Genomic DNA, 25,562 nt, shown 5'->3' with positions numbered 1-25,562 from the left:
GAAACGCCTCCTTTTGCACTGTGCTTGCCGGGAAAGGGGAGTGGACAGCCCGTCAGGGACGGGTGGCCACTGCTTCGGCCACCCGCACTCCGTCTACGGCGGCCGACATGATGCCGCCGGCGTATCCCGCTCCCTCCCCGCAGGGGTAGAGTCCCCGAAGGCCGGTGGACTGGAGATCCTCCCCCCGCAGGATGCGCACGGGGGAGGAGGAGCGGGTCTCCACGCCGGTGAGGACGGCGTCCGGGGCGGCAAATCCATGCACCTTCCGGTCAAAAATGGGGAGGGCCTCCCGCAGGGTGTCGGTCACATAGGCCGGGAGGCAGCGGGTGAGGTCGCTCCAGGTGACCCCGGGGCGATAGGTGGGCTGCACCTGGCCGGGCCCCTGGGAGGGGCGTCCCGCCAGGAAATCGCCCACGGTCTGCGCGGGGGCGTGGAAAAGGGGGGCGTCTTCCTGCCAGCGAGGGGCCGCGCCGCCCGTCCCCAGCTCCCAGGCCGCCTGCTCCCAGGTCTCCTGGAAGCGGACCCCGGCCAGGGGATCGTCCCCGGGGAAATCCTCGGGCCCCACACCCACCAGGAAGCCGCCATTGATGTTCTCCCCGTCCCGGGCCCGATGGCTCATGCCGTTGGTGACCACCTGGCCGTAGTCCGAGGCGGCGGCCACCACCTCTCCGCCGGGGCAGACACAGAAGGTGAAGGCACTGCGCCCCGAGGGAAGGTGACAGGAGAGCTTGTAGTCGGCCGGGGGCAAGTCCTTCCAATAGTCCCCGAACTGGGCAGCGCTGATGTCCCGCTGCCGGTGCTCGATGCGCACGCCGATGGCAAAGTTCTTCTGCTCCATAGGCAGATCCATGGCGTGGAGCATGGCGAAGGTGTCCCGGGCCGAGTGGCCGGGGGCCAGGATGAGGGAATCGCAGGGGAGGTCATAATTGCCCGTGTCCGTGGTGACGGTGATGGAGCGGACCGCGCCCTCCTCTGTGTGAATGGCGGTGAGCTGGCTCTCAAAGCGCACGTCGCAGCCCAGGCGGATGAGCTCCAGCCGGATGGCTTTGACCACCTGGCGGAGCACGTCGGTGCCGACATGGGGCTTGTGGCTCCAGGTCACGTCGGCGGGCGCGCCCGCTCCCACCAGGGTGTCCAGCACGGTGCCGATGCGGCTGTCATGGGTGCCGGTGGTGAGCTTGCCATCCGAGAAGGTGCCCGCGCCCCCCTCCCCGAACTGCACGTTGGAGGTGCGGGAGAGGGCGCCGGTGCGCCAGAAATGCTCCACATCCGCGGCGCGCTCGTCCACGTCCCGGCCCCGCTCCAGCACGATGCAGGGGATTCCGGCCCGGGCCAGATAGAGGGCGGCAAAGAGTCCGGCCGGCCCCATCCCCACCACCACCGGCGGCAAGGAGGAGCGGCGCAGCACCGGCGGGAAGCGGTAGGGCTTCCGCTCTACCTTGGAGACCTGCTTGGACTTGCAGCGGCTGAGGACCTTCTCCTCCCGGTCCACCGCCACCTGGACGGTGCAGACCAGATGGACGTCGTTCTTTTTCCGAGCGTCAATGGACTGGCGGATGAGCCGGAGCTCCCCGATGTCCTCTGGGCGCAGATTCAGGACGCGGGCGGCGCGCTTGCGCAGCTGTTCCTCCCCGCCGCCCACGGGGAGGGAGAGATTGCTGATCTGTATCATGGGGCGGAGTCCTTACAGGGCGGCGGCGGTGTCCAGGGCCACCTCCATCATGGCGGTGAAGGCAGTCTGCCGCTCAGCGGCGGAGGCGCTGGCGCCGGTGAGGAGCTCATCGGAGACCGTGAACATGGCCAGGGCCTGCTTTCCGGCCCGGGCGGCGTTGCAGTAGAGGGCGTTGGCCTCCATTTCGATAGCCAGAACGCCCATCTTCCGCCAGTCCTCCACGGGGGAGACATCGTCATAGAACACGTCGGCCGAGAGCACGTTGCCCACCACGCAGTGGAGATCCTTCCGGGCGGAGGCAATGGCCTCCGCGGTCTTGAGCAGGGGGAAGGAGGCGGTGGGGGCAAAGAGGCCGGGCAGGTGGTACTGGGCGGCGAAGTTGGAGGTGGTGCAGGCACCCATGGCCATGACCAGGTCGCCCACCTTCAGGTCCTCCCGGATGGAGCCGGTGGTGCCGATGCGGATGATATTCTCCACGTCGTAGAAGTGGTAGAGCTCATAGGAGTAGATGCCCATGGAGGGGCAGCCCATGCCGCTGCCCTGGACGGAGACCGGGACGCCCTTGTACTTGCCGGTGAAGCCCAGCATGCCGCGCACGCCGTTGACCTGCACGGCGTCGGTGAGGAAGGTCTCGGCAATGAATTTGGCCCGGAGGGGGTCGCCGGGCATGAGAACGGTCTTGGCGTAAGCGCCGCGCTCGGCTTCGATATGGGGAGTGGACATAGTGAGATCCTCCTTGTCAGTGAGTGTATGATTTGGGGGAAGCGGGAAAAAACAGACATCCCCACGGCCGGACTGGGACCGCGGGGATGCTGCGATGCAAGAAATTTACTTGCCGACGATCTCGGCGGTGTCGCGGGCGATCATGAGCTCCTCGTTGGTGGGGATGAGCAGGACCTTGACCTTGGAGTCGGCGGCGGAGATGACAGTCTCCTTGCCGCGGACGTTGTTGGCCTCGGCGTCCATCTTCACGCCCATGAACTCCAGACCGGAGGCGATGGCCATACGGGTGGCGGCGTCGTTCTCGCCCACGCCGGCGGTGAAGATGATGGCGTCCACCCCGCCCATGGCGGCGGCATAAGCGCCCACGAACTTGCGCACGCTGTACTGGAAGGCCTCCAGAGCCAGAGCGGCACGCTGGTTGCCCTGAGCAGCAGCCTCTTCCAGGTCACGGAAGTCGGAGGACACACCGGAAATGCCCTGCACGCCGGACTTCTTGTTCAGGACGGTGAGCATCTCCTTGATGTCCATGTTGTACTTGTTCATCAGGTACTCCAGGATGCCGGCATCCAGATCGCCGGAACGGGTACCCATGGGCACGCCGGCCAGGGGGGTGAAGCCCATGGTGGTGTCCACGCTCTTGCCGCCGTCGATGGCGGTGATGGAAGAGCCGTTGCCCAGGTGGCAGGAGATCAGCTTGAGCTCCTCAGGCTTCTTGCCCAGCATAGCGGCGGCACGGCCGGCCACGTATTTGTGAGAGGTGCCGTGGAAGCCGTAGCGGCGGACCTTGTCGTTCTCATAGTACTCGTAGGGCAGAGCGTAGATGTAGCTCTTGGCGGGCATGGTCTGATGGAAAGCGGTGTCGAACACGGCGACCATGGGCACGCCGGGCATGACCTTCTCGCAGGCCTTGATGCCGGTGATGTTAGCGGGGTTGTGCAGAGGAGCCAGGGGGATGCACTCCTCCAGAGCGGCCATCACGGCCTCGTCGATCTTGACGGAGGAGGCGAACTTCTCGCCGCCGTGGACCACGCGATGGCCCACCGCCTCGATCTCGCTCATGCTCTTGATGACGCCGTGCTCCGCGCTGGTCAGAGCGTCCAGAACGGCCTGGATGGCCTCGGCGTGGGTGGGCATGGCGATCTCAAACACGTGCTTGGCGCCGGTGGCGGGGATCTTGTGGGTCAGACGGCCGTCGATGCCGATGCGCTCACACAGACCCTGAGCCAGGACCTCCTCCGTGCTGGGATCCAGCAGCTGATACTTCAGGGAGGAGCTGCCCGCGTTGATAACAAGAACCTTCATGACACATAACTCTCCTTTATTTTGGGTTCCCCGGCTTGTGTGCCGGGGGGAAGGTATTGTAGAATAGAGCTGTAACATATGTATTTTAGCGTATTTTTCTGGAAAGAACAACCCCGCTTTGCCCCATGTGATAGGATTTTTTTCAAGGAGGCCCCTTTTTATGCGCGCAGTTGGAATAGTAGCCGAATATAACCCCTTTCACACGGGACACGCCTGGCATATTGCCCAGACCCGCCGCCGTCTGGGCGGGGAGCGGGCCATCGTGTGCGCCATGAGCGGGCACTGGGTCCAGCGGGGAGAGTGTGCGCTGACCGACAAATGGCGCCGGGCGGAGCTGGCCCTGCGGGGGGGCGCCGACCTGGTGCTGGAGCTCCCCACCCTGTGGGCCTGTGCCTCGGCCGAGGCCTTTGCCCGGGGGGCGGTGGAGGTGCTGGCCGGGACAGGGGTGGTGGATACCCTCTCCTTCGGCAGCGAGAGCGGGGAGCTGGAGTCCCTCCGGGCGGCGGCCGACTGCCTGAACCGGGAGGAGTACCACCGGGAGGTGCGCCGTCTGGCGGGGACGGGGATGGCCTTTCCGGCGGCCCGGCAGGCGGCGGCTGCCGCGCTGCTGGAGGAACAGGGGCGGCCGGACGGGGCGGCCTGCCTGGCCCGGCCCAACGACAACCTGGGGATCGAGTACCTCCGCTTTCTCCCGGCCGGGTGGGAGGCCATGACCGTGCAGCGGCAGGGCGTGGCCCATGACGGCGGGGCGGCGGAGGGCTTTGCCTCGGCGTCCCACCTGCGGCAGCTGCTGCGGGCAGGAGAGGGCGGGGCGGCAGAGCCCTTTCTCACCCAGCCCTGGCAGGGAAACCTGGCCGACGGAGCGCGGTGCGAGCGCCTGGTGCTGGACCGTCTGCGTACCATGGAGGAGGGAGACTGGGCCCTCCTCCCCGACAGCGGGGCCAGAGAGGGTCTGCCCGAGCGGCTGGTGCGCTGCGGCCGGGCGGCGGGCACGGTGGAGGAATTTTTGACCCTGGCCAAGACCCGGCGCTATACCCACGCCCGGCTGCGGCGGATGGTGACCTGGGCCTTTCTGGGTCTGACCGCCCGGGACCGGCCCGTGCATGTGCCCTATCTGCGGGTGCTGGGCTTCAACCACCGGGGCAGAGCGCTGCTGGCCGAGATGAAGGAAAAGGCCACCCTCCCCATCCTCACGAAACCGGCCCACGCACGGGCACTTTCCCCGGAGGGGCGGGCCCTCTTCGCACTGGAGAGCCGGTGTACCGACCGCTTCGGACTGTGCCTGGAGGCGGTCCCGCCCTGTGGGGAGGAGTGGCGGCACAGCCCGGTGGTCCTGCGGGAAACAGAATACAGTGTCGTTCCATAGACACGCTTCTCAAAAATGCAAGCATTTTTTCGAGTGGATGCAGGCCGCCACGCGCACTTGCTTTCGCGCGCACACTTGCGGCCTGAGAGGAGTGTTTTCCGACGTACACGCCGCCGGAAAACACGCTTTGACCCTCTTCCGCCGTCTGCGGACGGCGGAACTCTGCGAGGCTCTTGCAGCTAAAATCGCAGAGATATACTTTATTGCCAGACTAAAATGGGTCCGTTCCCTCCAGGGGAACGGACCCGTTTGTTTATCACTGGATATGCACGTGGTTGTTGATGTGCTCTTTGCAGTAGCAGTAGTAGCCGTTGCACTTGGAGCAGTAGCGGAACTCCAGATCGGGGTAGTCCGTGTCGGTCTTGCCGCACACGGCGCACTTGTGGATGTACCCCTTTTTCTGCTGGGCCTGCTGCGTGGCCTTCTTGAAATTGACGGTCTGAGCCGAGGCCTGATGGCGGCGCCGGGCGTTGGCGCGGCGGAACAGGCGGCTGATATCCGACCAGAAGAAAATGGCGTAGTTGACCCAGGCGGCGATCAGCATGGGCAGCAGAACGGGGAGCAGAATGGGCAGGAACACCCGGTTCATGCTGACGATATTCCACACCTGAAGGAAGACATAGAAGCCAGCCAGCCACTTGGCCTTGACGGGCAGAATGAAGTACACCCGGATCTGAGCGTCGGGATAGAGGGTGGCAAAGGCCAGGAACAGGGTCTCATGGACCGAACCGAGGCTGATCATATAGCCCATGGTGCCGCCGGTCCAGAAATAGGTGACGATGCTGGCCAGGAAGGTGAGTACCGCGCCGCAGAGGTAGAACAGGGTGAATTTGGCGGTTCCCCAGCTCTCTTCCATGGTATTGCCCAGGAAGTAATAGAAGAACATGGCGACCACGAACCAGATCGGCCTGGAGGCCTCGGGTACAAAGATAAAGGTGACCAGGCGCCAGAGCTGAAGATTCAGAATGGCGGCCCCAAAATCCAGTCCCAGCAGGGCGCTGGCCATACCGCTGGAGAACATGTCCAGCACATAGACGATGACGTTGCCGAAGATGATATAGTTGATGAGATGGGGGATCCCGAACCGCGGATGTTTGTAGCAGAAGCGGTCCAGCCAAGTGTCGATCGAACGCAAACGAATACCTCCCAAACAGTATTGTCCAGAGTCTACCCTATCCTAGCAGGGTGAAACGGAAAAATCCAGAACAATTTGTAAATATTTCAGTCCTACTTCAAAACCTTCCGGATGACCTGCTTCATCTGGGGAGTGAGGACCTTGGAGGCCATGCGGTAGGGCAGCGGGGGCTGGGAGAGGAACTGGGCCGCGGTCTTTTCAAAGGGACGGGTGCGGAAGGAGGCAAAGAAGGCGGCGCGTTTGGGGCTGGGCACGCTGGGGGAAGCCAGACGGGGATTGCCCGCCACTGCCTCGGAGAGGGGGCGCTCCACCTGGCCGAACCGGTCGGCCAGGGCGGCGAAACGCTCCTCCGCCTTGCCCGAGTTGACCAGCACCAGAGAGATGCCCTTGCTCCGGTCGGTAGGCAGCTCCAGCTTGGGGTCCAGGCCCCAGAAGTCGCCCAGGGTGAAGTCGGCCGGCCGGTGGGTGTTGGTATAGGCGCACTGGGCGCAGCAGGGACGCAGGAAGAGTCCCATGCCGAAGCCCCGGCCGAAGGTGGTGCGGTAGAGCACCTCGGTCCAGTGGCTGCCGTCCGAGAACTCCGCGGTGAGGTGGGCGGTCTGCCAGCCGTGCTCCTTGTCCCGGAAACGCAGGTTGGTGACCTGCTTGCCGTGGGTGTGCTCCAGCTCCTCCACAAAGGCGCGGAGGACGGCGGGGGAGGGTACGCCGTGACACACCAGATCCACGGTGGTGAGCTGGGGGTAGTCCCGGCCCAGATAGCGGTTCAAACCGTCCACCTGGCAGGCAAGGCCCGAGAAGAGCACGGGCGTTCCCTGCTCCAGAAGATCCTTGATCTGGCGGAAGGTGTCGCCCAGGTCGCTCTGGGCGTATTTGGAGCCCCGCATGGGGGCCAGTTCCGCCTCGGTGCGGGCGGGGACATGGCGCACGATGCGGCCCTGCTCCAGCACAGCCCCGAAGACCACGCCCCCCCGCTGGAAGGTGTCCCGGGCCAGAACGGTGAAGAAGCCGCCGGAGGTGCTCTTCTGCCGCACGGCCTCCTCCTTGCACCAGACGGCGTGGACCGGATCGGGCTGAGCGTCGCTGTCGGCGGCGGGACGGGGATGCAGGCCGGGGCAGACCCCCTCGCACTTCCGGCAGAGCACACAGGCGTCGGATACCACGGGGCGGAGGAAGCCCTCATGGTCGGGCTGCATGGAGATGGCGTTCACCGGGCAGACCGAGGCGCAGGCAGTACACCCGGTACAGGCCGCCGGAGCGCACAGGGTGGGCCGGTTGGCGGGCGCGGTGGGCTCATCGGTCTGCTCGGGGGGAATGGGGGTGCCCTCAATGGCGGCCTTTAGATAGGCCAGACAGTCGCTGCGGGCCTCGGTGAGCTTTTCGTGGACATGGTCGTAGTCGATGGGGGCGTCCACGGGGGCGGTGGTCGCCATGCCGATGACCCGGTCGGCGCAGCCCAGCCGGGAGAGAAGGCTGTAAATGCGGGAGAAGGTGGGGTTGGCCCGCTCCTTGGGGGACATGGAGGTGAAGAATGGGCGGTCGAACTGGAGGGAGAAGACCGCGCCATGGAAGGAGTTGGTGCACACGCAGGCGGCATGCTGGAAGAGGCCCAGGAACTCCCGGGGACCGGCGTCAAAGACCAGCTCCTTCACACCGGGGAGCTTCCGCCGGGCGCCGGCCAGCTGCACGATGGGCCAGCCGGTGCGCTCGGCCAGGGCCTGGACATAGGGAGCCACCTCTCCGGGATCGGAGACAAAGTAGCACAGGATGTAGGGGCCCTGGATCTTGGGGGCCACGGCCAGCTCGCCCCACTGCTCGCCGGTGAGGAGCAGGGTGGGGTCCAGCACCAGCCGGGCATCCCGTCCGGCGACCTCTTTCATGAGTACCTGTCCCCGCTTCTCCCGGGCGGAGAGGGCGTCAAAGCTGGAGAGGTAGTGTCGGAACTGGGCGTCATAGGGGGGCGGAAGGGTGGGGGTGGCCAGACTGGGCGCGTAGGAGATCTTCCGGCCCTCCCGGACAAAGTCCAGCAGGAAGGCGGGCTCAAACTGCTTGTCCGCGTAGATGAAGGGGTTCCAGATCTGGTCGCTGCCCGCCACATAGACATCATAGGCGGGCGGATCGTTTTTCAGTTCCTGAAAGGAGGTGTAACGGCGGGGACTCAGATTCATCTGCTCCTCCACAAAGGCATTGAAGCGGTCATAGCGGGCCTTGAAGGCGCCGTAGTGGAGGGCGGTGTGGGCGTCAGAGGCCAGTGCGCGCACCGAGGCCGAGCGCTTGAAGAGCTCATTGGTGCGTGTGGTGTGGGGCAGACGGAAGTCGATGATCTCGCAGTCGTGGCCCAGGCCCTGAATGGCCCGCATGGTGGCGTAGGCCTGAAGCTGAGCCCCGTAATGGTGGGCAAAATGGAAGGTGATAAGACCTGTTTTCATAATCAAGGGTCACTCCTGTATTATTTTCCACGGCATTTAGCTCTCTATTATACCATATACCTATCATACCCTTCAAGACAAATCGGGAAACCGGTGGGAAGAGGAGAATCGGGAAGAAAGAGTGGACAAACCGGGTGGTTGACGGTAAAATAAAGAGCGTGGGTTTCTGTCCACATCAATCAAGAAAGAAAAGGAGGGTCCTTTTTATGATGAAGGTCCTCTATCTGCTCAACTTTGCCGGGAAGGCCGGCACCGAGCGGTATGTAGAGACGCTGGTCCGCTATCTGAACCACACCCGGGTGGAGGCCTATTTCGCCTACAACGAGGGAGGGCTCCTGGTGGAGCGTCTGGAGGAGATGGGCGTGCCCTGTCGCCGGGTGGAGATGCGCCGCCGCTTTGACTTCAAGGCGGCCAAAGAGCTGGCCGAGCTGTGCCGGGAGTGGGAGATCGACCTGGTCCACTGCCACTACCTGCGGGAGCACTACACCGCCCTACTGGCCAAGAAGTACAACCCCCACATCCGGGTGGTATACACCAACCACTTCGTGCTGGCTAACGATGCCCTGACCCGCCTGTCCAACCGCTGGATGGACAAGCGGCAGGATCAGATGATCGCCGTGTGCAACAAGGGAAAGGAACAGCTCATCGCCAACGGCTGGTCCGGGGATCGGATCCAGGTGATTTTCAACTCGGTGGACCCGGCGGCATGGGCCGGGGACCGGTCGGAGTCCACCCTGCGGCAGGAGCTGGGCATCCCGGAGGACCGGTTCGTGATGCTCTGCGCCTCCCGTTTTGCCGAGGACAAGGGGCACAAATACCTCATCGACTCCCTCAAGCGGCTGACCACCATCACGGCGGTGCCCTTCACTATGGTGCTGGCGGGAGACGGCCCCCTGCTGGAGCCCTCCAAGGCCCAGGTGAAAGAACTGGGTCTGGAGGAGCAGGTGAAGTTCATCGGCTTCCGCAAGGACATCAAGAACCTCTACAAGGGTTCGGACCTGTATGTGAACGCCTCGGAGCACGAGGCCCTGTCCTATCTCATCATCGAGGCCATGGCGGCGGGACTGCCCGTCATCGCCACCGATATGGGCGGCAACCGGGACATCGTCAACGACGAGGCCGGCTGCGGCGCGCTGGTGCGGTATGACGATCCGGTCTCCATGTCGGAGGCCATGAAGCGCCTGATGGAGGACCCGGGCCTGCTGGCGCGGTGCCGCGAGGGGGCGCTGCGGACCATCGACGAGAAGTTCGAGATCCACAAGTGGATGGAAAAGACCTATGCCGTCTATGAGGCCGCACGGAAACGCTGAAAAAGGAGAATCCCATGTCAATTGCAGAAAACAGTATCTTGCTGCGCTTCCTTCTGGGAATCTGGCAGATCCTTGCCGGAGCCTGGGGGGAGAGCGCTGTGGGGCGGGTGTTTGCCCGGATAGGCCGGGCCATCTGCCGCTGGGTGCAGGGAAGCGCCCTGTGCCAGTTCGTCTGGCGGGAGGGCACCCTGCCCAAAAGCTGGCGGGAGAGCGTATCCTGCTCTCTCTTCACCCTGATTTTAAACCTGCCCTGTACCCTGGTCCGGTGGATCTACCGGGTGGGGAAGGGTGTGTGGGACGGAAGCCTGGTCTTCCGTGCCCTCTCCGCTATGGGCGGGGCCAGCTTCTTCCTGATGGGCCTCTTCCTGCTGGTGATGCTGATCGCCCCCCACCAGATCTGGAACAATGCCTACGGCCTGCTGGGCGCGGTGGGTGTGACCGCCCTCTTTGTGGTGGGAAGCGCATCCCGGCCCAAGCACCATCTGGAGAGCGCCATCTTCGGGCCCTATATGCTCTTCTATCTCATGTGCATCGGCTGCGCGCTGGTGGCCAGTCTGTCCACCCGCCTGTCCATGCGTTTCTTCTCGTTCCATGTGATCTCCTTCCTCATCGTGGTGCTGGTGGTCAGCTCGGTGAAGCGGTATGAGCAGCTCCGGCTGATGGTGGCGCTGGCGGTGGCTGGAATCACGGTGGCCGCCCTGTACGGCTGCTATCAGGGTTATGTGGGCGTGGAGATCGTGGCCTCCCAGCAGGATATGACCGTCAACTACGGCATGCCCGGGCGGGTCTACTCCTTCTTTGATAACCCCAATAACTTCGCGGAGCTTCTGGTCATGCTCATCCCGCTGGATCTGGGCATTCTGATGGCCGCTAAGACCTGGCGTGGAAAACTCTGGTCCTTTGCGGCACTGCTGCCCTGTTTGGCGGCCATCGGCCTGACCTACTCCCGCTCGGGCTGGATCGGTCTGGCCCTGGCGGTGTGCGTGTTCATCGCCCTGGAGAACTGGCGCCTGGTGCCGGTGATGCTGGTGGTCGGCCTGTGCGCCATCCCCTTCCTGCCGGAGACCATCTATAACCGGATCCTCACCATCGGCAATATGAAGGACTCCTCCACCCGGTACCGCTTTGCCATCTACGACGCGGCCCGGGACCTGATGAACGACTACTGGTACAAGGGCGTGGGCCTGGGCTCCGACGTGATGAAGCAGGCTTTCCACGCCTACCCGGCCATGTTTGATGGAAGCTTCCCCATCCACACCCACAACAACTACCTCCAGATGTGGGGCGAGACGGGAATCTGGGGCTTTTTGAGCTATCTGGCTGTGCTGGCCTACACCCTCAAGACCGGTGTGAAGCAGTACTATCAGACCATGGACAAGCGAGTGCGCCATATGCTGGCCGCCGCCCTGGGAGCCTTCTGCGGGATTCTGGTGATCGGCTTTGCCGAGTACACCTGGTTCTATCCCCGGAATATGTTTATCTACTGGTTCCTGGTGGGCGTCATCATGGCCTGCGTAAAGCTCTCCCGGATGCCCCGCCGGGAGGAAAACTGAACAGAGTGCAAGAGAGCGGGCCGTCTGCCGGAAAGCAGACGGCCCGCTTAGCTTGTCGAACCAGTTCGACAAGCTTCTCAAAAATGCAGGCATTTTTTCGAGGGGATGCAGGCCGCCGCATGCACTTCGTCGGGTCAAAGTCCGTACTGTTCGCCCCGGCCTGGCGGCCAGGGCTCACTTCACTTCCTTGCCCCTCCTTTCCCAAGCGAACCCGCTTCGCTGGGCTTCGTTTGGGTTCCCGACTCGTACACTTGCGGCCTGAGAGGAGTGTTTTCCAACGTACACGCCGCCGGAAAACACGATGTGATTCTCTTCTGCCATCTTAGGATGGCGGAACTCTGCGAGGCTTTTACAGAGAAACGTGCAGGCACACACCTTATCAACAGTTTGAGCGGGCCATCTGCCAGGAAGCAGATGGCCCGCTCACGTTATACCGGTGCGGAAGGTTGCTCGGTTTCGGCCGCCGGAGTGCTCCGGGGTGTGCCGCGCCGACGCCGGAAGAGGAGCAGGCCGCCGGCCAGCAGAAGAAGGACGCCCCCGCCGCAGCCGATCAGCAGGGGGAGGGAGGGCCCCGGCTTCACGGCCAGAAGGAGGGAACCGGAGGAGGGCGCGGAACAGACCAGATAGCTGCCGTCCACAGTGGCATCCAGCTCGGTCAGAGCTCCGTCCTCCAGGAGGAAGACCCGGGCGGAGGGGTCCTCACTGCGCAGGCGCAGTGTGACCTGAGAGGGGACCTCCGCGTCGGGATCGGTGATGTCGTAGGAAGTGCTGTCCAGCACCTTGAGGCCGGAGGGGAGCAGGGCGGCATCACAGTTCCAGTCGGCAATGCTCAGACGGGCCGCAGGTGAAAAGCTGCCCTCGGCCAGGAGCAGGGGCTGTGTGCCGCCCGAGGAGATGGTGGTGGTCCAGTTGTCATAGACCGCGTGGACCGTGACGCTGCGGCGGAGATTGACCTGGGGGAAGTCCTCCCAGGTGCCGTAGCGCCCTTCCCAGACGGGGACGTCAGGGATGTCCGAGGGGTCTATGCTGCCGCCGTATTCCACAGGAATGGAGCGGATCACCGTTCCGTTGGAGACAAAGGCGACCTGGAAATCCAGAAAATCGGCGGGCAGATCGGGTAGTGCGGAGAAGGCCTCGTAGGAGAGCCCTTCGGCCTGGCCGGTGTAGCTCATGCCGTCCACGCCCCCCAGCTCTTCCTGGAGGAAGTAGTTCTCAGAGACCGTGCCGTCGGCGGTCCCGGCCACGGCGCCCAGCTGTTCGCCGGAACTGTCGATGACGGTCATGGCGAGACAGCCGGAGATGTCCCGGCCCTCGCCGGCGATCCCGCCCAGGGCGTCGCCGCCCTTCAGTTCGGCCTGGGCGGCACAGTCCCGGATGACCGAGCGGGAGAGCCCGGCGATCCCGCCGGCCTGTCCGGCGTCATCCGTCTCCACGCGGCTGCGGCTGACGCACTGGAGGATGGCGCCTACCTCGCCCCGGCCAACAATGCCGCCGGCCGAGTCCTTTTTGGCGGTGATATCTCCGTCGTTGCGGCAGCCCAGAACGGTGGCGGTGAGCAGGACTGTGGTGTCCACCAGGACCTGCTCATCCTCCAGGTCCAGATCCTGCTCCGGGTCCTCCCCCAGCTCCAGGGAGACCATACCGGCGATCCCACCCACATTGGCATCGGCCTGGATGACGCCGGTATTGGTACAGGTGCTGATTCGGCCCGGACCGGTGTCCGCATGGTCGGCGGAGATGTCCTCCACCGTCTTTTTCGGCTGGTCGGTCAGCGCCCGGATGGCGGCCCGGGCCACATCCAGCTGGGTGAGGATGGCGGTCGTGGTGGTGTGGACGTCCTGATTGACCGAGGAGGCGCCGCTGGTCATCTTCTCCACCTGGTCGTGGATCAGAGAGAGCTGGGCATCAATGTCGTCGGCCGCACTCTGTCCCTTGTCGCTGGCGGTGTCCCAATAGGCTTTGAGGGTGTCAGAGATGAGATCGGTCTGGGTGCTCACCGTATGGAGGGAGTCACTGGCGGACTGCCCATAGGCGGAAGCGCTCTTCCGCAGGGCGTCGGTGGCCTTGTCCAGGGCGGAGAGAGCGGCATCGGCATCGTCCCAGTCCTCCTGAAGGTCGTCACTGGTGTCCTGATAGATGCGGTTGAGGGAAGAGCTGAGGCTCTTGCTGATGGAGGCGATGTTGCCGATGGCAGTGCGGATACCGTCCAGATGGCCGCGGATGTCCACGCTCTGGATGGCATCGGCCGCCTCCCGCAGGGCGGCGAGCTTTTCGCTCAGCGAGCCATCCCCGCTGACGATGCGCGCCACATCTTTCACAAAGTTCTGGAGCTGCTCCAAATCGCGGTGGAGGGCGTCCAGATTGCCGCCGATCCCCTGGTCCACCTCCCGCTGGATGCGGGAGAGGTCACTTTCCAGGGTGTCAAAGGCGTCGGTAAGACCGGCATCGGCATCTCCCGCCAGGTGATCGGCCGCGGTGCGCAGGTCCGAGATGGATTTGTCCATGGCGCTGAGCTGCCGCTCGGCGTCGGCCCGGAAGGAATCGGTGCAGTCCAGCAGGAGGTCCAGGGCCTGGCCCATGGACTGTGAGGCGGTATAGATGGTCTGGATGGCGGCATCTGCGTCTTCCAGTCCCTCGGTACCGGCGGCGTGTGTCCGATCCCGGATGGCGTCCATAGCGTCGCTGATGGCCTGGGTGTCCTGGGCGGCGTCTCCAACGGCGTCACTGAGCTGGTCAGAGAGGGTCTGCATCTGCCCGGAGAGGTTGGAGAGGGCCGCATCCAATTCCTCCATGGGGTCCGTCCCGAAAGAGAGCTCCACATGGGGCTCCAGCTGGCCCACGATGCCGCCCACATCCTTGCGGCCGAAGATGCTCCCTGTGTTGCGGCAGGAGACCACCGCTCCGCTCTGGAGCCCCACGATGCCGCCGGTGTTGTAGCCCAGATGGGGGTATCCCAGGTCGGCGTCATTTTCACAGAACTGGATGGTGCCGGTGGAACGGCCGGCGATGCCGCCGGTGTTGCTGGGTGCGCTGGCTTCGCCGTCCTGGTTGATGGGACCGTGGTTCACACAGTGCTCCACGAGCCCGTCGTTGTGCCCGACGATGCCGCCGGTGTCGGCGGAGGCCTTTACCTCGGCCTGGTTGGTGCAGCCGCGGATCACGCCGCCGGCCTCGTTGATGCCGGCCAGTCCGCCCACCCGGCTCTCTCCCTCCACCTGGCCGGAGACGGTGCAGTTAGCAAGTGTGCCGCGATTCTGTCCAACCAGAATTCCCACATCGGAGCGGGACCCATCGGGGGCGAGGACGGCGTCCTCCACCGTCAGATCGGAGACCAACGCGCCCGCCTCGATGCGGCGGAACAGCCCGGCCTGGGAGCCCCGCTGGGTGTGGTAAAAGTGGGTGATCTTGTGGCCGTTTCCGTGGAAGGTACCACAGAAGACCGGGATGGAGGTAAATCCGCTGCCCGAGAGATCCAGATCGGTCTGAAGCTCCACGGTCAGCCCTTTGGAATAGGCGTCGCTCTGGCAGGACTGAGCAAAGTCTAGAAAATCGGTGATGCTGGAGATGGAAATGGTATCCCCGGCAGCCCAGGCGGGAGGGAGCAGACTCAGGCAGAGGACCAGGGAGAGCAGCGCCGCTGCGGAACGTTTAAGGATGGTCTTCATGGTCTTCCTCCTGTAAGAGATCGGGTTTCTGGTAATGGCTTTCGATGAGGGCGTCCACACTGCCGTGGAGCACGCCCTTGAACTCACCGTCGATGAAGCCGGAGACATGCCCCCGGACATGGCCATCCAGGCGCATGGTGCCCTGGTTGAAGCGCTGCTTCCGGTCCCGGTTGAGGGTGATGGCGGTGCGCTCAATGAGGGCGTCACCCAGCAGCAGGAGCTGGGGCAGGACGGTCATGACCAGCAGGATGGAGGTGAGGGTGCCCCGTCCGAGGGCCAACCCCACCGAGCCGATGGTGGCATCCGTGGAGATATTGCCGATGAGGAAGCCGGCCACCGACATGACGCTGCCCGAGGTGAGCACCGTGGGGAAGCTCTGGTTCAGGGCCTGGACCACCGCCTCCCTGCGGTCCATCCGGGTCTTGAGATCCAGATAGCGGTTGGTGATGACGATGGCGTAGTCGATGGTGGCGCCCATCTGAATGGAGGAGACCACCAGATAGCTGAGGAAGAACATGTTGGTCCCCGTGAGGGCGGGGAAGGAGAAGTTGATCCAGATCGAGCCCTGGATGGTCAGCACCAGCAGGATGGGAAGTCCGGCGGACTTGAAGGTAAAGAGCAGGATGACCATGACGAACAGGGCAGTCAAAATGCTGATCTTCAGGTTGTCACCGGAGAAGGAGCTGGAGAGGTCGAAGGCGTTGGTGGAGTTGCCCACCAGCACAACATCGTCACCGTAGTGGGCTTTGGCGATGCTGCGGATCTGATCCAGGAGGGCATAGGTCTCTTCGCCCTCCTGGGGGAGATCGGCCACAAAGACCAGGCGGGACCAGTGTTCGCCCCGTAGCTGCTTGAGCCCGGCGTCCAGCGTCTCCTGGAGGTCCTCCACCTCCCGGGCCTGCTCTCCGCTCAGGGAGACCACGCCCTTGTCCTTTTGCTCTAACAGGAACTCAAAGACGTCCACCAGGGGGGCTGTGTATTGGTCCACGTCCTGGAAGATGGCCCCGTATTCCTCGTTGGAGAGGCCGTAGGCCTGATAGAGGAGCCGGGCCAGCTCCACATCCACGCCGGCCAGCTCTGCAAACTGACGGGGGGTGAGCTGGTCGGTCAGATAAGTACCGTCCTCCACCTCGATATTGGCAAGGCCCGTGGCCGAGGTGATGTTGGGGAGGGCTTCCACCTGCCGGAGGACCTGGCCCTCCTTCTCGTAGTCGCCCCGGGGGACCAGAAGGGCGATGGTATTGGTCTGGCCAAAGGTGTCGGCCACCTTCTCGTCGGCAATGCGCCACTCGGGCTTGTTGTCAAAGTCGGTGTCCGTGTCGATAAAGACATAGTCGCAGCCATTGGAGAGGACCGCACAGACGATCACCACCACCAGGAAGATGGGGGGAAGCAGAAAACGCAGCTTGACCACGCCCTGGCCCCAGAAGGTGATCTTGGGAACCAGATTCCGGTGCCGGGTGCGCTCGATGGGGGTATGGAAGAGCATCAGCAGACCGGGCATGAGCAGGAAGACGCACAGCATGCTGCATACGATGCCCTTGGCCAGGACGATGCCCATATCAAAGCCGATGCGCAGCTGCATGAGCATCAGGACCACCAGACCGGAAATGGTGGTGAGGCTGGAGGAGGAGATCTCCAAAATGGCCTTGGAGAGGGCGGTGATGTCGGCCTCCCGGGCGTCCAGTCCGTTGTCCCGCTCCTCCATATAGCGGTGGCAGAAGATGATGGCGTAGTCAATGGCCAGCGCCAGCTGAAGCACGATGGCGATGGAGTTTGTGATAAAGGAGATGGTGCCGAAGATGAAGTTGGTCCCCATGTTCAAAATGGCGGCCACGGCAAAGACAATGAGGTAAACGGGGACCTCCATATAGCTCTTGGAGGTGAAGGTCAGCACGATCACGATGACGGCCGCCGCGATGAGCAGAATGACCGACATCTCCTTCTGGAGGCTGACCGAAATATCCCGGCCCACCGTGGTGGAGGGATAGGCGTCATAGCCCTCCAGAAGGGTATTGATGGACTCCATGGCCGCCACGGTATCGGGGTCGGTCTCCTCCCCGTCAAAGGTGACGGAGAAGAGGGCGGAGGAGTCCTTGTAGTGCTCCTCTGTGTGATCAAAGACCACCTCGGAGACCCCTTCGATCTGGGAAATATGCTGTGAGAGGGCATCTGCCTGCTCAAAGGTGATGTTGGACACCATGACATTTGCGGTGCCCAGGGTGACGAACTCCTCCTCCATGATGGTGAGGCCCCGGCGGGTCTCGGTGTCGGCGGGGAGATAGGAGGTGATGTCATTGTTGATCTGCACCTTGTTGATGGAAGCAGCACAGAAGATGCTGGCCGCCAGAAAGACCAGATAGAGCGCCTTGCGCTTGTCTACGATGAAGCGGGCGAGCTTGATAAGGAAGGTTTCACTGTTTTTACTCTGAGACATCGGTCAGCCTTTCTCCGCACAGATGGATCGGCCGGGCAGGAAGTGGTCCAGATGGCGTACCAGGACCTCTTCGGTCACGGGCATATTGTGCTCCACCCACCAGTAGACGAGGCTCGCCATTGCGCCGGCATAGAAATGAGCCGTGATTTCGGGATTCAGATCGCCCAAAATACCTTGAAAAGAGGGCTGGGTCAAATGTTGGGACATGCGCTGAGACAGGGTGGATTCCAGCGCCAGGGCGCCGAAGTGATCCTGCGTGCCCAGTCCCACCTGGAACAGGCTGCGGTGCTGGCTGAGGAAGACCAGCGCGCTGTGGGCCACGGCCAGGAAGAAGTCGTGCGGAGAGAGGGAGGGAGAGGCTGCCGAGATCTCAAATTCCTGGAGGATGCTTTCGATGGTATAGTGCAGCAGCGCCTGTTTATCCTCAAAATGGGCATAGAAGGTCGTGCGGTGGACCATGGCGCGCTGGCAGATGTCCACAACGGAGAGGGAGGAGAAGGATTGCTCCTCCAGCAGTGCGACCAGAGCCTGCACCAGCAGGTGCCGGGTACGTTTTTGCCGCAGGTCCTCCTTGGAACGGCGGATTGTTTGCGTCATAGGGATGCTCCTTTCCGGTGTGCCTGGGATGGTGTGAGATAGCATAGCACGCAAAACAACACATGTCAAGATAAACAACGAATGTAGATTATCTTATCAAACGGATGGGAAAACAGCAAATTATGTGCCAACTCATAAATGGGAATTGAAATATGTACAGGGCCATGCTATACTATGTCGAGAATAGCGCAGGAATCCGGTATATTAGCTGGATTTATTAGGCAAAAAAGCAAGAGAATTGGTAGAGAAAGAGATGCGGTGCCATGGGGCTGCCGCCAAGTGGTGAGATGAATGGAACTGAACCTTGTACAAAAACAGACGCAGACGCTCTCTCCCCTGATGATGCAGTCCATGGAGATCCTCCAGATGGGGACACAGGAACTGATGGAATTTGTGGACAAGACCCTTCAGGAGAACCCGGTGCTGGAGCGGGAGGACCGCTTTGACTCGGGGGAAGAGGACGGGGAGCTCCTCCGGCGGAAGCTGGAGTGGCTGGAGAGCAATGACCGGCAGAACCGTACTTACTACCAACAGGATGACGAGGACCGCCCGCTGGAGAATTACGGCGTGGACCAGGGGGAGGAGGAGACGCTGTATGCGCACATCCTCTTTCAGATCCGCGGGATGGAGTTGGATCCCGCCATCCGGGAGAGTGTGATCTTCCTGGCCGAGAGTCTGGACCGCAGCGGCTGGCTGGATGAATCACTGGAAGTCCTGGCCGAGGATTCCGGTCTGCCGATGGCCGATCTGGAGGAGGGACTGCGTCAGCTCCAGAGTCTGGAGCCTGCGGGGGTGGGCGCGCGCAATCTGTCCGAGTGCCTGTGTATCCAGCTGCGGCGGCTCTATCCCAGAGATCTGCTTGCCCTGCGGATCGCCCAGGAGTGTCTGGAGCCGCTGGCCCGCAACCAGTACGGCTTGATCGCCCGGCGTGTGGGAGCCGATGCCCAGAAGGTGCGGACGGCCTGTGACCGTATCCGCACCCTGAATCCGCGCCCGGGCGCGGGGTTTGCCGGTCGGGAGGCGCCCCACTACATCACGCCCGATCTCCGGGTGGTGTGGGAGTATGACCATTTTGAAGTATATCCCAATGACCAGTGCTTTCCGGAGTTGAGCCTGAGCGGGTATTATACCCGGATGCTCCGGGAATGCGGAGAGCAGGAGGTACAGAATTATCTGTCCGATAAAGTGCGCCAGGCCAAATGGGTCATGCGGAGCATCGAGCAGCGGCGCAGTACGCTGCTGTCCTGCGCGAAATGCATTTTGAAGTTCCAGGAGGAATTTTTCCGCCAGGGACCGGGGCATCTGCTGCCGCTGGCGCTGTCTGACGTGGCTGAGGTGGTAGGGGTACATGAGTCCACGGTGAGCCGGGCAGTGAAGGACAAGTACCTCCAGTGTGACAAGGGGCTCTATCCCCTCTCCTATTTCTTTTCCCGTAAGCTGGGGGAGAGCGGCGAGGGCATGTCTCCCGATACGGCCAAGGCCCTGCTGCGCCGGCTGATCGACGAGGAGGACAAGCATAAGCCCCTCTCCGACCAGCATCTGTGTGAGCTGATGACCGAGGAGGGCTGTCAGATCTCCCGCCGCACGGTGGCCAAATACCGGGAGGAGATGAACATCCCCTGTACCAGCGGCCGAAAGCTCTTTGCCTAAACGGAATGGAAAAAAGCGTCCCGATCTTCCACTGTGTATCGACACAGAGAGATCGGGACGCTTTTCTAAACAGAGGGCGAAGGTCATTGCGGATTGTTTCCGTCCTGCGGATTGACGTTGCGCCGCCAGCCGAAGAGCCGGGCGGGGAGCGAGTAGCCCACCAAAATTCCCAGCGCGATGGCCACGGCAAACATCAGCGTGGTATAGGCCTGGGCCACTGCCTCATCCGGCTGGTTCATAAAGATATAGTACGCGGTATAGTAGATATAGGCTCCGGGCACCAGTGTAAAGATACCGCTGAGAAGAAAGACCAGGGTGGGCGTCCGCCGCAGGGTGGAGAACCACCGGGCGCATGCGGCCAGGACCAGGGTGGCCAGAAAGGTGGCCAGAGGCGTGGAGTCGGAGCTCCACTGCACCAGCCGGTAAACCAGCCAGCCGATGGCCCCTACCAGGCCGCAGAAGGGGAAATGACGGGGTGCTACCTGAAACAGAATGGAAAAGCCGACGGTACCCACCGCGGCGGCCACCAGCTCCAGAAGAAAATGGGTGAGATTCATAGAACGATCCCTCCAAAGAGCGTATTCCAGGTCGTGATGACGCAGCCCACGCCGACCGCGATACAGCCGGCGACCAGTACGGCGTCCGTCAGACGGACCAGACCGGCGATATAATCATTTTCCATAAAATTGCGTACGGCAATGGTAAGGGGCACACCGGGCACCAGAGGGAAGATGGCGCCCACGATCATCTTGTCCAGATGGTCTCCCAGCCCCAGGTGGAGCGCCACGCAGCAGAACAGCGTGACCAGCGCACTGCTGAGGATATTGGTCATCACCTTGCGGATGTGGAAGCGGTTGCAGAAATTGAGGATGAACACATAGAGCAGCAGCCCGGCCAGGGCGGACATGGCGCAGTCCCGCAGATTTCCGCCGAAGAGAAAACCGAATCCGCCGGCGCCCAGAGCGGAAGCCAGGGTGAGGGCCACCGGCCCCGCGCCCTTGATGGCGCGAATGCGGTGTACTTCGGCCTTGGCCTCCTCCGGACCAACCACACCGGCCGCAATCCGCCGGGAGAGATCGTTCATGGCCTCCACCCGCTCCAGGTGGATGGGGGTGAGCGGAATATGCCGTACCTGACAGGAATAGAGCTCGCCCTCCACAATGGCAGAGACAAAAATACCGTTGGCGATGGTAAAGACGCTGCACTCCCGCAGACCGAACTGCCGGGCGGCGTAGACCATCAGCTCATTGGTGCGAAAAATTTCTCCTCCGTTGGAGAGCATGGTCTCCCCCAACAGAAGGACCAGATCAAACAATTCCTTTTGACTCACAGAGCCCCCACTCCTTTTTCCACTCCCTTTGCGGGTATAACGGTACTAGAAACCGACCGCTTTGTCAAGTGGAGAAAAAGCCAGCGGTATCACAGCGGATTCTGAGGAATTCGACCAGGGCGGGGGAGAAGCTCCGCGCCCTACACGGACGTGAAAAAAACCGGGGACAGGCTGCCTGTCCCCGGTTTTTGCAGATCGGAAAAAGCGTGTGTTCCCGGCCGTTTTTTATACCATCTCGTGTCCGGCCTTGAGAGCCTTGGCCACCTGGGCCACCTTCCGGCCCAGCGTCCGGCAGTTATCGATGCCGATGGGATCGTCCATGGTCGTGGAGCCGTCACCGGGATTCCACAGCATGGCGCCGCCGTAGATTCCGCCGCCGCAGGAGCAGATGTTGATGCCGTGGGTGGAAAACAGATTGTGGATGGAGCGGAGCACTGCCTCCTGTCCGCCGTTGCGGGTTCCGCCCACCACGATACCGGCGCCCACCTTGTACTGGAAGAAAGAGGTGTTGTCGACGCTCAGCTTCCAGGAAGAGCGGAAGCGGCTGTAAAACTGTGCCAGCTGGGCAGTGACGTTCATATCATAGACCGGACAGCCGATGATGATGCCGTCCGCCTGGAAGAACTTATCATACAGTTCGTCCATATCATCATGGAATACCGTGCAGCGGTCCGAGTCGTCCCGCAGACACTTGTTGCAATGGATGCAGGGTGCGATTTTCCGGCCGAAGAGCTCCACCAGTTCCACCTCGACCCCATCGATGCTCTGAGCTCCCTCCATCGCAGCCATCAGACCGGCGTAGGTGGCGGAACGCGCCTTTGGGCGGGGACTGCCGCAAACCAACAAAAGCTTGACTTTGTCCATCCGAATTCCCTACCTTTCATATTCTCCGTTTGCCAAAAGGCAAAAGTCATAATAAGAGTATACGACGAAGTGTAAAAAAAAGCAAGTGGTATCTGTGAAATTTTCTAGGAACAGCCAAAAGAGGAGTGTAAAACTTGTGCAATTTAGCAGAGCTCCCAACAAAAAAAGACTTGAAACCAAAGTTTCAAGTCTTTTCATGGTGGAGATAAGCGGGATCGAACCGCTGACCTCTTGAATGCCATTCAAGCGCTCTCCCAGCTGAGCTATACCCCCATATTCACTTATCGCGCCGCTGGACCGGCGACTCAACGTTGGATATTATAGCGTTTCACGGAGCGTTTGTCAACCCTAAATTGAAAAAAGAACAGATAAATTTGGAGAGGCCCCGGGCAGACCCATTTGTCCGCCCGGAGCCTTGGGAAAATTACGCCTCCATGAGGGACTCCATCTCATCCAGCAGCTGATCGAACAGGTCCAGTGCGGATTGGATGGGCTGGGGGGAGGTCATATCCACCCCGGCGCCCTTCAGCAGGTCGATGGGGTCCTGGCTGCATCCGCCGGAGAGGAAGTGCAGATAGTCCTCCACGGCCTGGGGTCCGCCGGAGAGGATGCGGCGGGACAGCGCGATGGCGGCGGAATATCCGGTGGCATACTGGAAGGCATAGTAGTTGTAGTAGAAGTGGGGAATGCGGGACCACTCCAGGGCGATGGCGTCATCCGAGACCATGTCGGGACCGAAATAGGCCTCGTTGAGGGCCTTGTACTCCCGGCAGAGGAGGTCGGCGGTCAGGGTCTCCCCTTGGGCGGCGAGCTCGCCCATGCGCAGCTCAAATTCCGCAAACATGGTCTGCCGGTAGAGGGTGCTCTTGAACTGCTCCAGGAAATGGTTGATGAGGACGGCGCGGGAGCGCTTGTCGGAGGTACGGGCGAGCAGATGCTCCATCAGCAGGGCCTCATTGCAGGTGGAGGCCACCTCGGCCACAAAGATCACATAGTCCCGGTAGACCGTGGGCTGGTCCCGGTTGGAGCGGTAAGAGTGGACGGCGTGCCCCAGCTCATGGGCCAGGGTGAACATGCTGTCCAGATCATCCTGATAGTTGAGGAGAATATAGGGATGGACCATGGCGCCCGACATGTATCCGCCCGAGCGCTTCCCCACGTTTTCGTACACATCGATCCAGCGGTGATCCAGCGCCTCCCGGAGGATGGACTGGTACTCTTCCCCCAGGGGAGCCATGGCCTGGTAGACGGTCTCCTTGGCCTGGTCGTAGGGAAAGGCCGTAACACCGCCCGAGACCATGGGAGCATACACATCATACATATGCAGCTCATCCACCCCCAGCAGCTTCCGGCGGAGGCGGACATACCGGTGCATCTTGTCCAAATTGGCCCGGACCGTGCGGATGAGGGTGTGATAGACCGATTCCGGAACGTGATTGGCATCCAGAGAGGCGGAGAGGGCGCTGGGGTATTTGCGGGCGGTGGCAAAGAATTGCAGCTGCTTGACCTGGGAGGACAGCGTGGCGGCCAGGGTATTCTTCATTCCGCCGTAGGAGGCATACAGCCCCTCAAAGGCCGACTTGCGCAGGGCGCGGTCCTCGCTGGCCATGAGGAGAGTGTAGGAGGCGTTGGAGAGAGGATGCTGCACCCCCTGGCTGTCCACCGCCGGGGGGAAGGTGAGATCGGCGTCGGTCAGCTTGGAGAAAATGTCATCCGGGGCCTGGGCCATGTCACCGGCGGCGGCCAGGAGCCGCTCCTCGGCGTCCGAGAGGGTATGGGCACGGCGGCGCTGGATGTTGTGGAAATAGCGGCGGTAGAGGGTCAGCTCCGGCTTCTGGGCATAGAAGGCCTCCAGCTGCTCCTCCGGAATGGAGAGGACCTCCGGCGTCTCAAAAGCGGTGGCGCGCAGGAAGTCCACATAGAGGGACATGGCCTTGCCCACCATGGCCTGATAGGTGTCTACGCGGGTATCCTCGTCGCTTTTGCGCTGGGCATAGTCCAACAGCTTGGAGAGCCGCTCGCCGGCCTCCTGCTCCAGTGTGACATAGTCGTACAGCGTATCCGCGCCGGAGCCCAGACGCCCGGCATAGCTGCCCAGGGTGTCGATCTGGGTGCGGAGGAGCTGGGCATCCGTATGCCACGCGTCGTCCGTGGGATAGAGGTCGGCAGTATTCCAGGTATAGGCCTCCGGAATTTCACTGCGGAGGGGGATCGTTTTATGGTCAGGCATGAAGAGAGCCTCCTTTTCAGAATGATAAGGTGGGTTGGAAAACAGGGTACACCACACGATTAGTATGGTAACACGGCGGAGTGCATATCACAATGGGCAAAGAAAAACTCAAAAGTATCTTGACAAGATGCTTTTGGCTGAGTATACTATTGGTATCCTGACAAGATATTTAAGAAAGGTTTTGTATGGCTCTTTTTTTCAAACAAAAAGTATCTTAAAAAGAGCTAAAAGGGAGGAGTATATGGCAACACTGCTGGAATTATCAGAGCGGTATCTGGAGGAGGCGGAGCGGCTGAAACAGGATATTGCCTGCCGCAGCCGCCTCCTGCCGGAGCTGCTGCCCGAGGAGCAGAAGGCGATGGAGCACGATCTTCGGCTGCTGCGTCAGATGCTCCGGGAGACGCGGGAGATCGGCAATACCCTGCGCCACTACTATGAGCCGTCCTACTGGCGCAATCGCAAGTACATCTGCTGAAGCCAAGAGGGGAGATTGGACCGCCAAAGGGCGGAGAAATGAGGAAAGAGAGGAAGATACGATGGAGATGGATTGGAACATGGGACGTACCGAGAGGTTCTGCCGCGGCACACCTTCGCGCTGTGCGGAGCATAGCATTGCCATAGAGGGTATACGCCGGCCTCCGGTCCGGAGGGAATTTGGCTGCGGCGGGCCGTTCCATGCTATGGCACAAGTGGAGTGAAAGGAGGTGATGGATATGGATCTGAATCATGTGAAAGCGTGGAAAGCCGCCGGGACCGCTCTGTTGGGCGGTCTGACCGCCTTCTGGGGTTGGTTGGGCTGGCTCGTTGTGGGCTGGCTGGGCTGTATGTGCCTGGACTATATCACAGGCTCGGCTGCGGCGGCCAAGGCGGGAAAGTGGTCCTCCCAGACCGCCCGGGACGGGATCTGGCATAAGGCGGGTATGATCGTGGTGGTTTTAGTGGCCGCCGGGGCGGATCTGCTGCTCTGCCTGGTGCTGGACCAGCTTCCGGTCATCCAGCTTCCCATGACCTACCGCGGACTGGTCTGTCCGCTGGTGCTGGTGTGGTACTGCATTACGGAGCTTGGCTCCATCGGGGAGAACGCCTTGGCCATGGGCGCGCCGGTCCCACGCTGGCTGCCCAAGCTGCTGGAGGCGGGAAAGAACGCGGTGGACCAAGTAGGAGAAAGCCTCCCCACGGAGGAGAAGAAATAGAATACAGAGCAAAAGTGTCTTAAAAAGAAAAGATCCACCGGGAGAACGGTGGATCTTTTTTGTGCAATAAGAATCTTGCTGAGATATGATAGCTGCCAAGCAGGAATGG

18 protein-coding genes and 1 tRNA gene are annotated in these 25,562 nt (G+C 62.0%); 6 read left to right on the top strand and 13 right to left on the bottom strand.

The features are described from left to right. Positions 1–52 precede the first annotated feature (52 nt). The 3 genes from INF37_RS08400 to INF37_RS08390 form a co-directional block, all read right to left on the bottom strand. Positions 53–1,672, bottom strand: a complete 1,620-nt coding sequence (locus INF37_RS08400; RefSeq protein WP_193537670.1) for an NAD(P)/FAD-dependent oxidoreductase — start codon at positions 1,670–1,672, stop codon at positions 53–55. A gap of 12 nt (positions 1,673–1,684) precedes the next feature. Next, the gene (gene deoD, locus INF37_RS08395) at positions 1,685–2,395 is read right to left on the bottom strand and encodes a purine-nucleoside phosphorylase (RefSeq protein ID WP_101693522.1); all 711 of its coding nucleotides are present in this window, start codon (positions 2,393–2,395) and stop codon (positions 1,685–1,687) included. Positions 2,396–2,500: 105 nt separating this feature from the next. Further along, complete coding sequence (locus tag INF37_RS08390) at positions 2,501–3,697, bottom strand: acetate/propionate family kinase (RefSeq protein WP_193537668.1); 1,197 nt, start codon at positions 3,695–3,697, stop codon at positions 2,501–2,503. Positions 3,698–3,857: 160 nt separating this feature from the next. Between INF37_RS08390 and INF37_RS08385 the strand changes: the two genes are divergently transcribed. Next, positions 3,858–5,063, top strand: a complete 1,206-nt coding sequence (locus INF37_RS08385) for a tRNA(Met) cytidine acetate ligase (protein WP_193537666.1) — start codon at positions 3,858–3,860, stop codon at positions 5,061–5,063. A gap of 256 nt (positions 5,064–5,319) precedes the next feature. Here the strand turns inward: INF37_RS08385 and INF37_RS08380 are convergent, their stop codons facing one another. Then, positions 5,320–6,198: a rhomboid family intramembrane serine protease gene (locus tag INF37_RS08380; protein ID WP_193537664.1), complete on the bottom strand. Its 879-nt coding sequence runs from the start codon at positions 6,196–6,198 to the stop codon at positions 5,320–5,322. Between the two features lie 92 nt (positions 6,199–6,290). Beyond that, the gene (locus INF37_RS08375; RefSeq protein ID WP_193537661.1) at positions 6,291–8,624 is read right to left on the bottom strand and encodes a polysaccharide pyruvyl transferase family protein; all 2,334 of its coding nucleotides are present in this window, start codon (positions 8,622–8,624) and stop codon (positions 6,291–6,293) included. A 206-nt stretch (positions 8,625–8,830) separates the two neighbouring features. Here INF37_RS08375 and INF37_RS08370 point away from each other — a divergent pair, with 206 nt between their 5' ends. After that, on the top strand, positions 8,831–9,934 hold the full coding sequence (locus tag INF37_RS08370) for a glycosyltransferase family 4 protein (RefSeq protein ID WP_101693518.1): 1,104 nt from the start codon (positions 8,831–8,833) through the stop codon (positions 9,932–9,934). Positions 9,935–9,948: 14 nt separating this feature from the next. Beyond that, positions 9,949–11,487 carry an O-antigen ligase family protein gene (locus tag INF37_RS08365; protein WP_193537659.1) on the top strand — a complete coding sequence of 513 codons (1,539 nt, stop codon included), beginning with the start codon at positions 9,949–9,951 and terminating at the stop codon, positions 11,485–11,487. 428 nt (positions 11,488–11,915) lie between these two features. Here the strand turns inward: INF37_RS08365 and INF37_RS08360 are convergent, their stop codons facing one another. From INF37_RS08360 to INF37_RS08350, 3 genes are read right to left on the bottom strand one after another with little or no spacing between them, the layout of a single operon-like run. Further along, positions 11,916–15,152, bottom strand: coding sequence for an apolipoprotein A1/A4/E family protein (locus INF37_RS08360; protein ID WP_193537657.1), 3,237 nt, complete (start codon positions 15,150–15,152; stop codon positions 11,916–11,918). Then, positions 15,136–17,589, bottom strand: coding sequence for an efflux RND transporter permease subunit (locus INF37_RS08355; RefSeq protein ID WP_193537655.1), 2,454 nt, complete (start codon positions 17,587–17,589; stop codon positions 15,136–15,138). Before INF37_RS08355 ends, INF37_RS08360 begins: the two co-directional genes overlap by 17 nt. Before the next feature lie 3 nt (positions 17,590–17,592). Continuing rightward, positions 17,593–18,186 (bottom strand): TetR/AcrR family transcriptional regulator, encoded by a 594-nt coding sequence (locus INF37_RS08350; RefSeq protein WP_193537653.1) that lies wholly within the window; start codon positions 18,184–18,186, stop codon positions 17,593–17,595. A 291-nt stretch (positions 18,187–18,477) separates the two neighbouring features. Between INF37_RS08350 and rpoN the strand changes: the two genes are divergently transcribed. Continuing rightward, positions 18,478–19,836: an RNA polymerase factor sigma-54 gene (rpoN, locus tag INF37_RS08345; RefSeq protein ID WP_193537651.1), complete on the top strand. Its 1,359-nt coding sequence runs from the start codon at positions 18,478–18,480 to the stop codon at positions 19,834–19,836. Between the two features lie 83 nt (positions 19,837–19,919). Here the strand turns inward: rpoN and INF37_RS08340 are convergent, their stop codons facing one another. The 5 genes from INF37_RS08340 to pepF all read right to left on the bottom strand — a co-directional run bounded on the left by INF37_RS08340 (position 19,920) and on the right by pepF (position 24,260). Then, entirely contained in the window at positions 19,920–20,393 is a 474-nt protein-coding gene (locus tag INF37_RS08340) for a threonine/serine exporter family protein (RefSeq protein ID WP_193537649.1), read from the bottom strand. Further along, positions 20,390–21,166: a threonine/serine exporter family protein gene (locus INF37_RS08335; RefSeq protein WP_328821056.1), complete on the bottom strand. Its 777-nt coding sequence runs from the start codon at positions 21,164–21,166 to the stop codon at positions 20,390–20,392. The genes INF37_RS08340 and INF37_RS08335 overlap by 4 nt, the downstream gene beginning before the upstream one ends. 225 nt (positions 21,167–21,391) lie before the next feature. Beyond that, positions 21,392–22,030, bottom strand: coding sequence for a flavodoxin family protein (locus tag INF37_RS08330; protein ID WP_101693511.1), 639 nt, complete (start codon positions 22,028–22,030; stop codon positions 21,392–21,394). Positions 22,031–22,227: 197 nt separating this feature from the next. Beyond that, positions 22,228–22,303: transfer RNA gene (locus INF37_RS08325), tRNA-Ala, on the bottom strand. Between the two features lie 151 nt (positions 22,304–22,454). Next, positions 22,455–24,260 (bottom strand): oligoendopeptidase F, encoded by a 1,806-nt coding sequence (pepF, locus tag INF37_RS08320; protein WP_193537647.1) that lies wholly within the window; start codon positions 24,258–24,260, stop codon positions 22,455–22,457. 241 nt (positions 24,261–24,501) lie between these two features. On the opposite strand from pepF, the gene INF37_RS08315 reads away from it, so the two are divergent. Together INF37_RS08315 and INF37_RS08310 are read left to right on the top strand one after the other, a co-directional pair. Next, positions 24,502–24,735 carry a hypothetical protein gene (locus tag INF37_RS08315; RefSeq protein ID WP_101693509.1) on the top strand — a complete coding sequence of 78 codons (234 nt, stop codon included), beginning with the start codon at positions 24,502–24,504 and terminating at the stop codon, positions 24,733–24,735. Positions 24,736–24,973: 238 nt separating this feature from the next. After that, entirely contained in the window at positions 24,974–25,453 is a 480-nt protein-coding gene (locus INF37_RS08310; protein WP_193537645.1) for a phage holin family protein, read from the top strand. Positions 25,454–25,562 lie beyond the last annotated feature (109 nt).

Source organism: Pseudoflavonifractor gallinarum (assembly GCF_014982855.1).
Classification (GTDB): Bacteria; Bacillota; Clostridia; order Oscillospirales; family Oscillospiraceae; genus Pseudoflavonifractor_A; species Pseudoflavonifractor_A gallinarum.
Note: the sequence above shows the minus strand (reverse complement) of the source record. Positions and strands in the feature narration are given on the sequence as shown.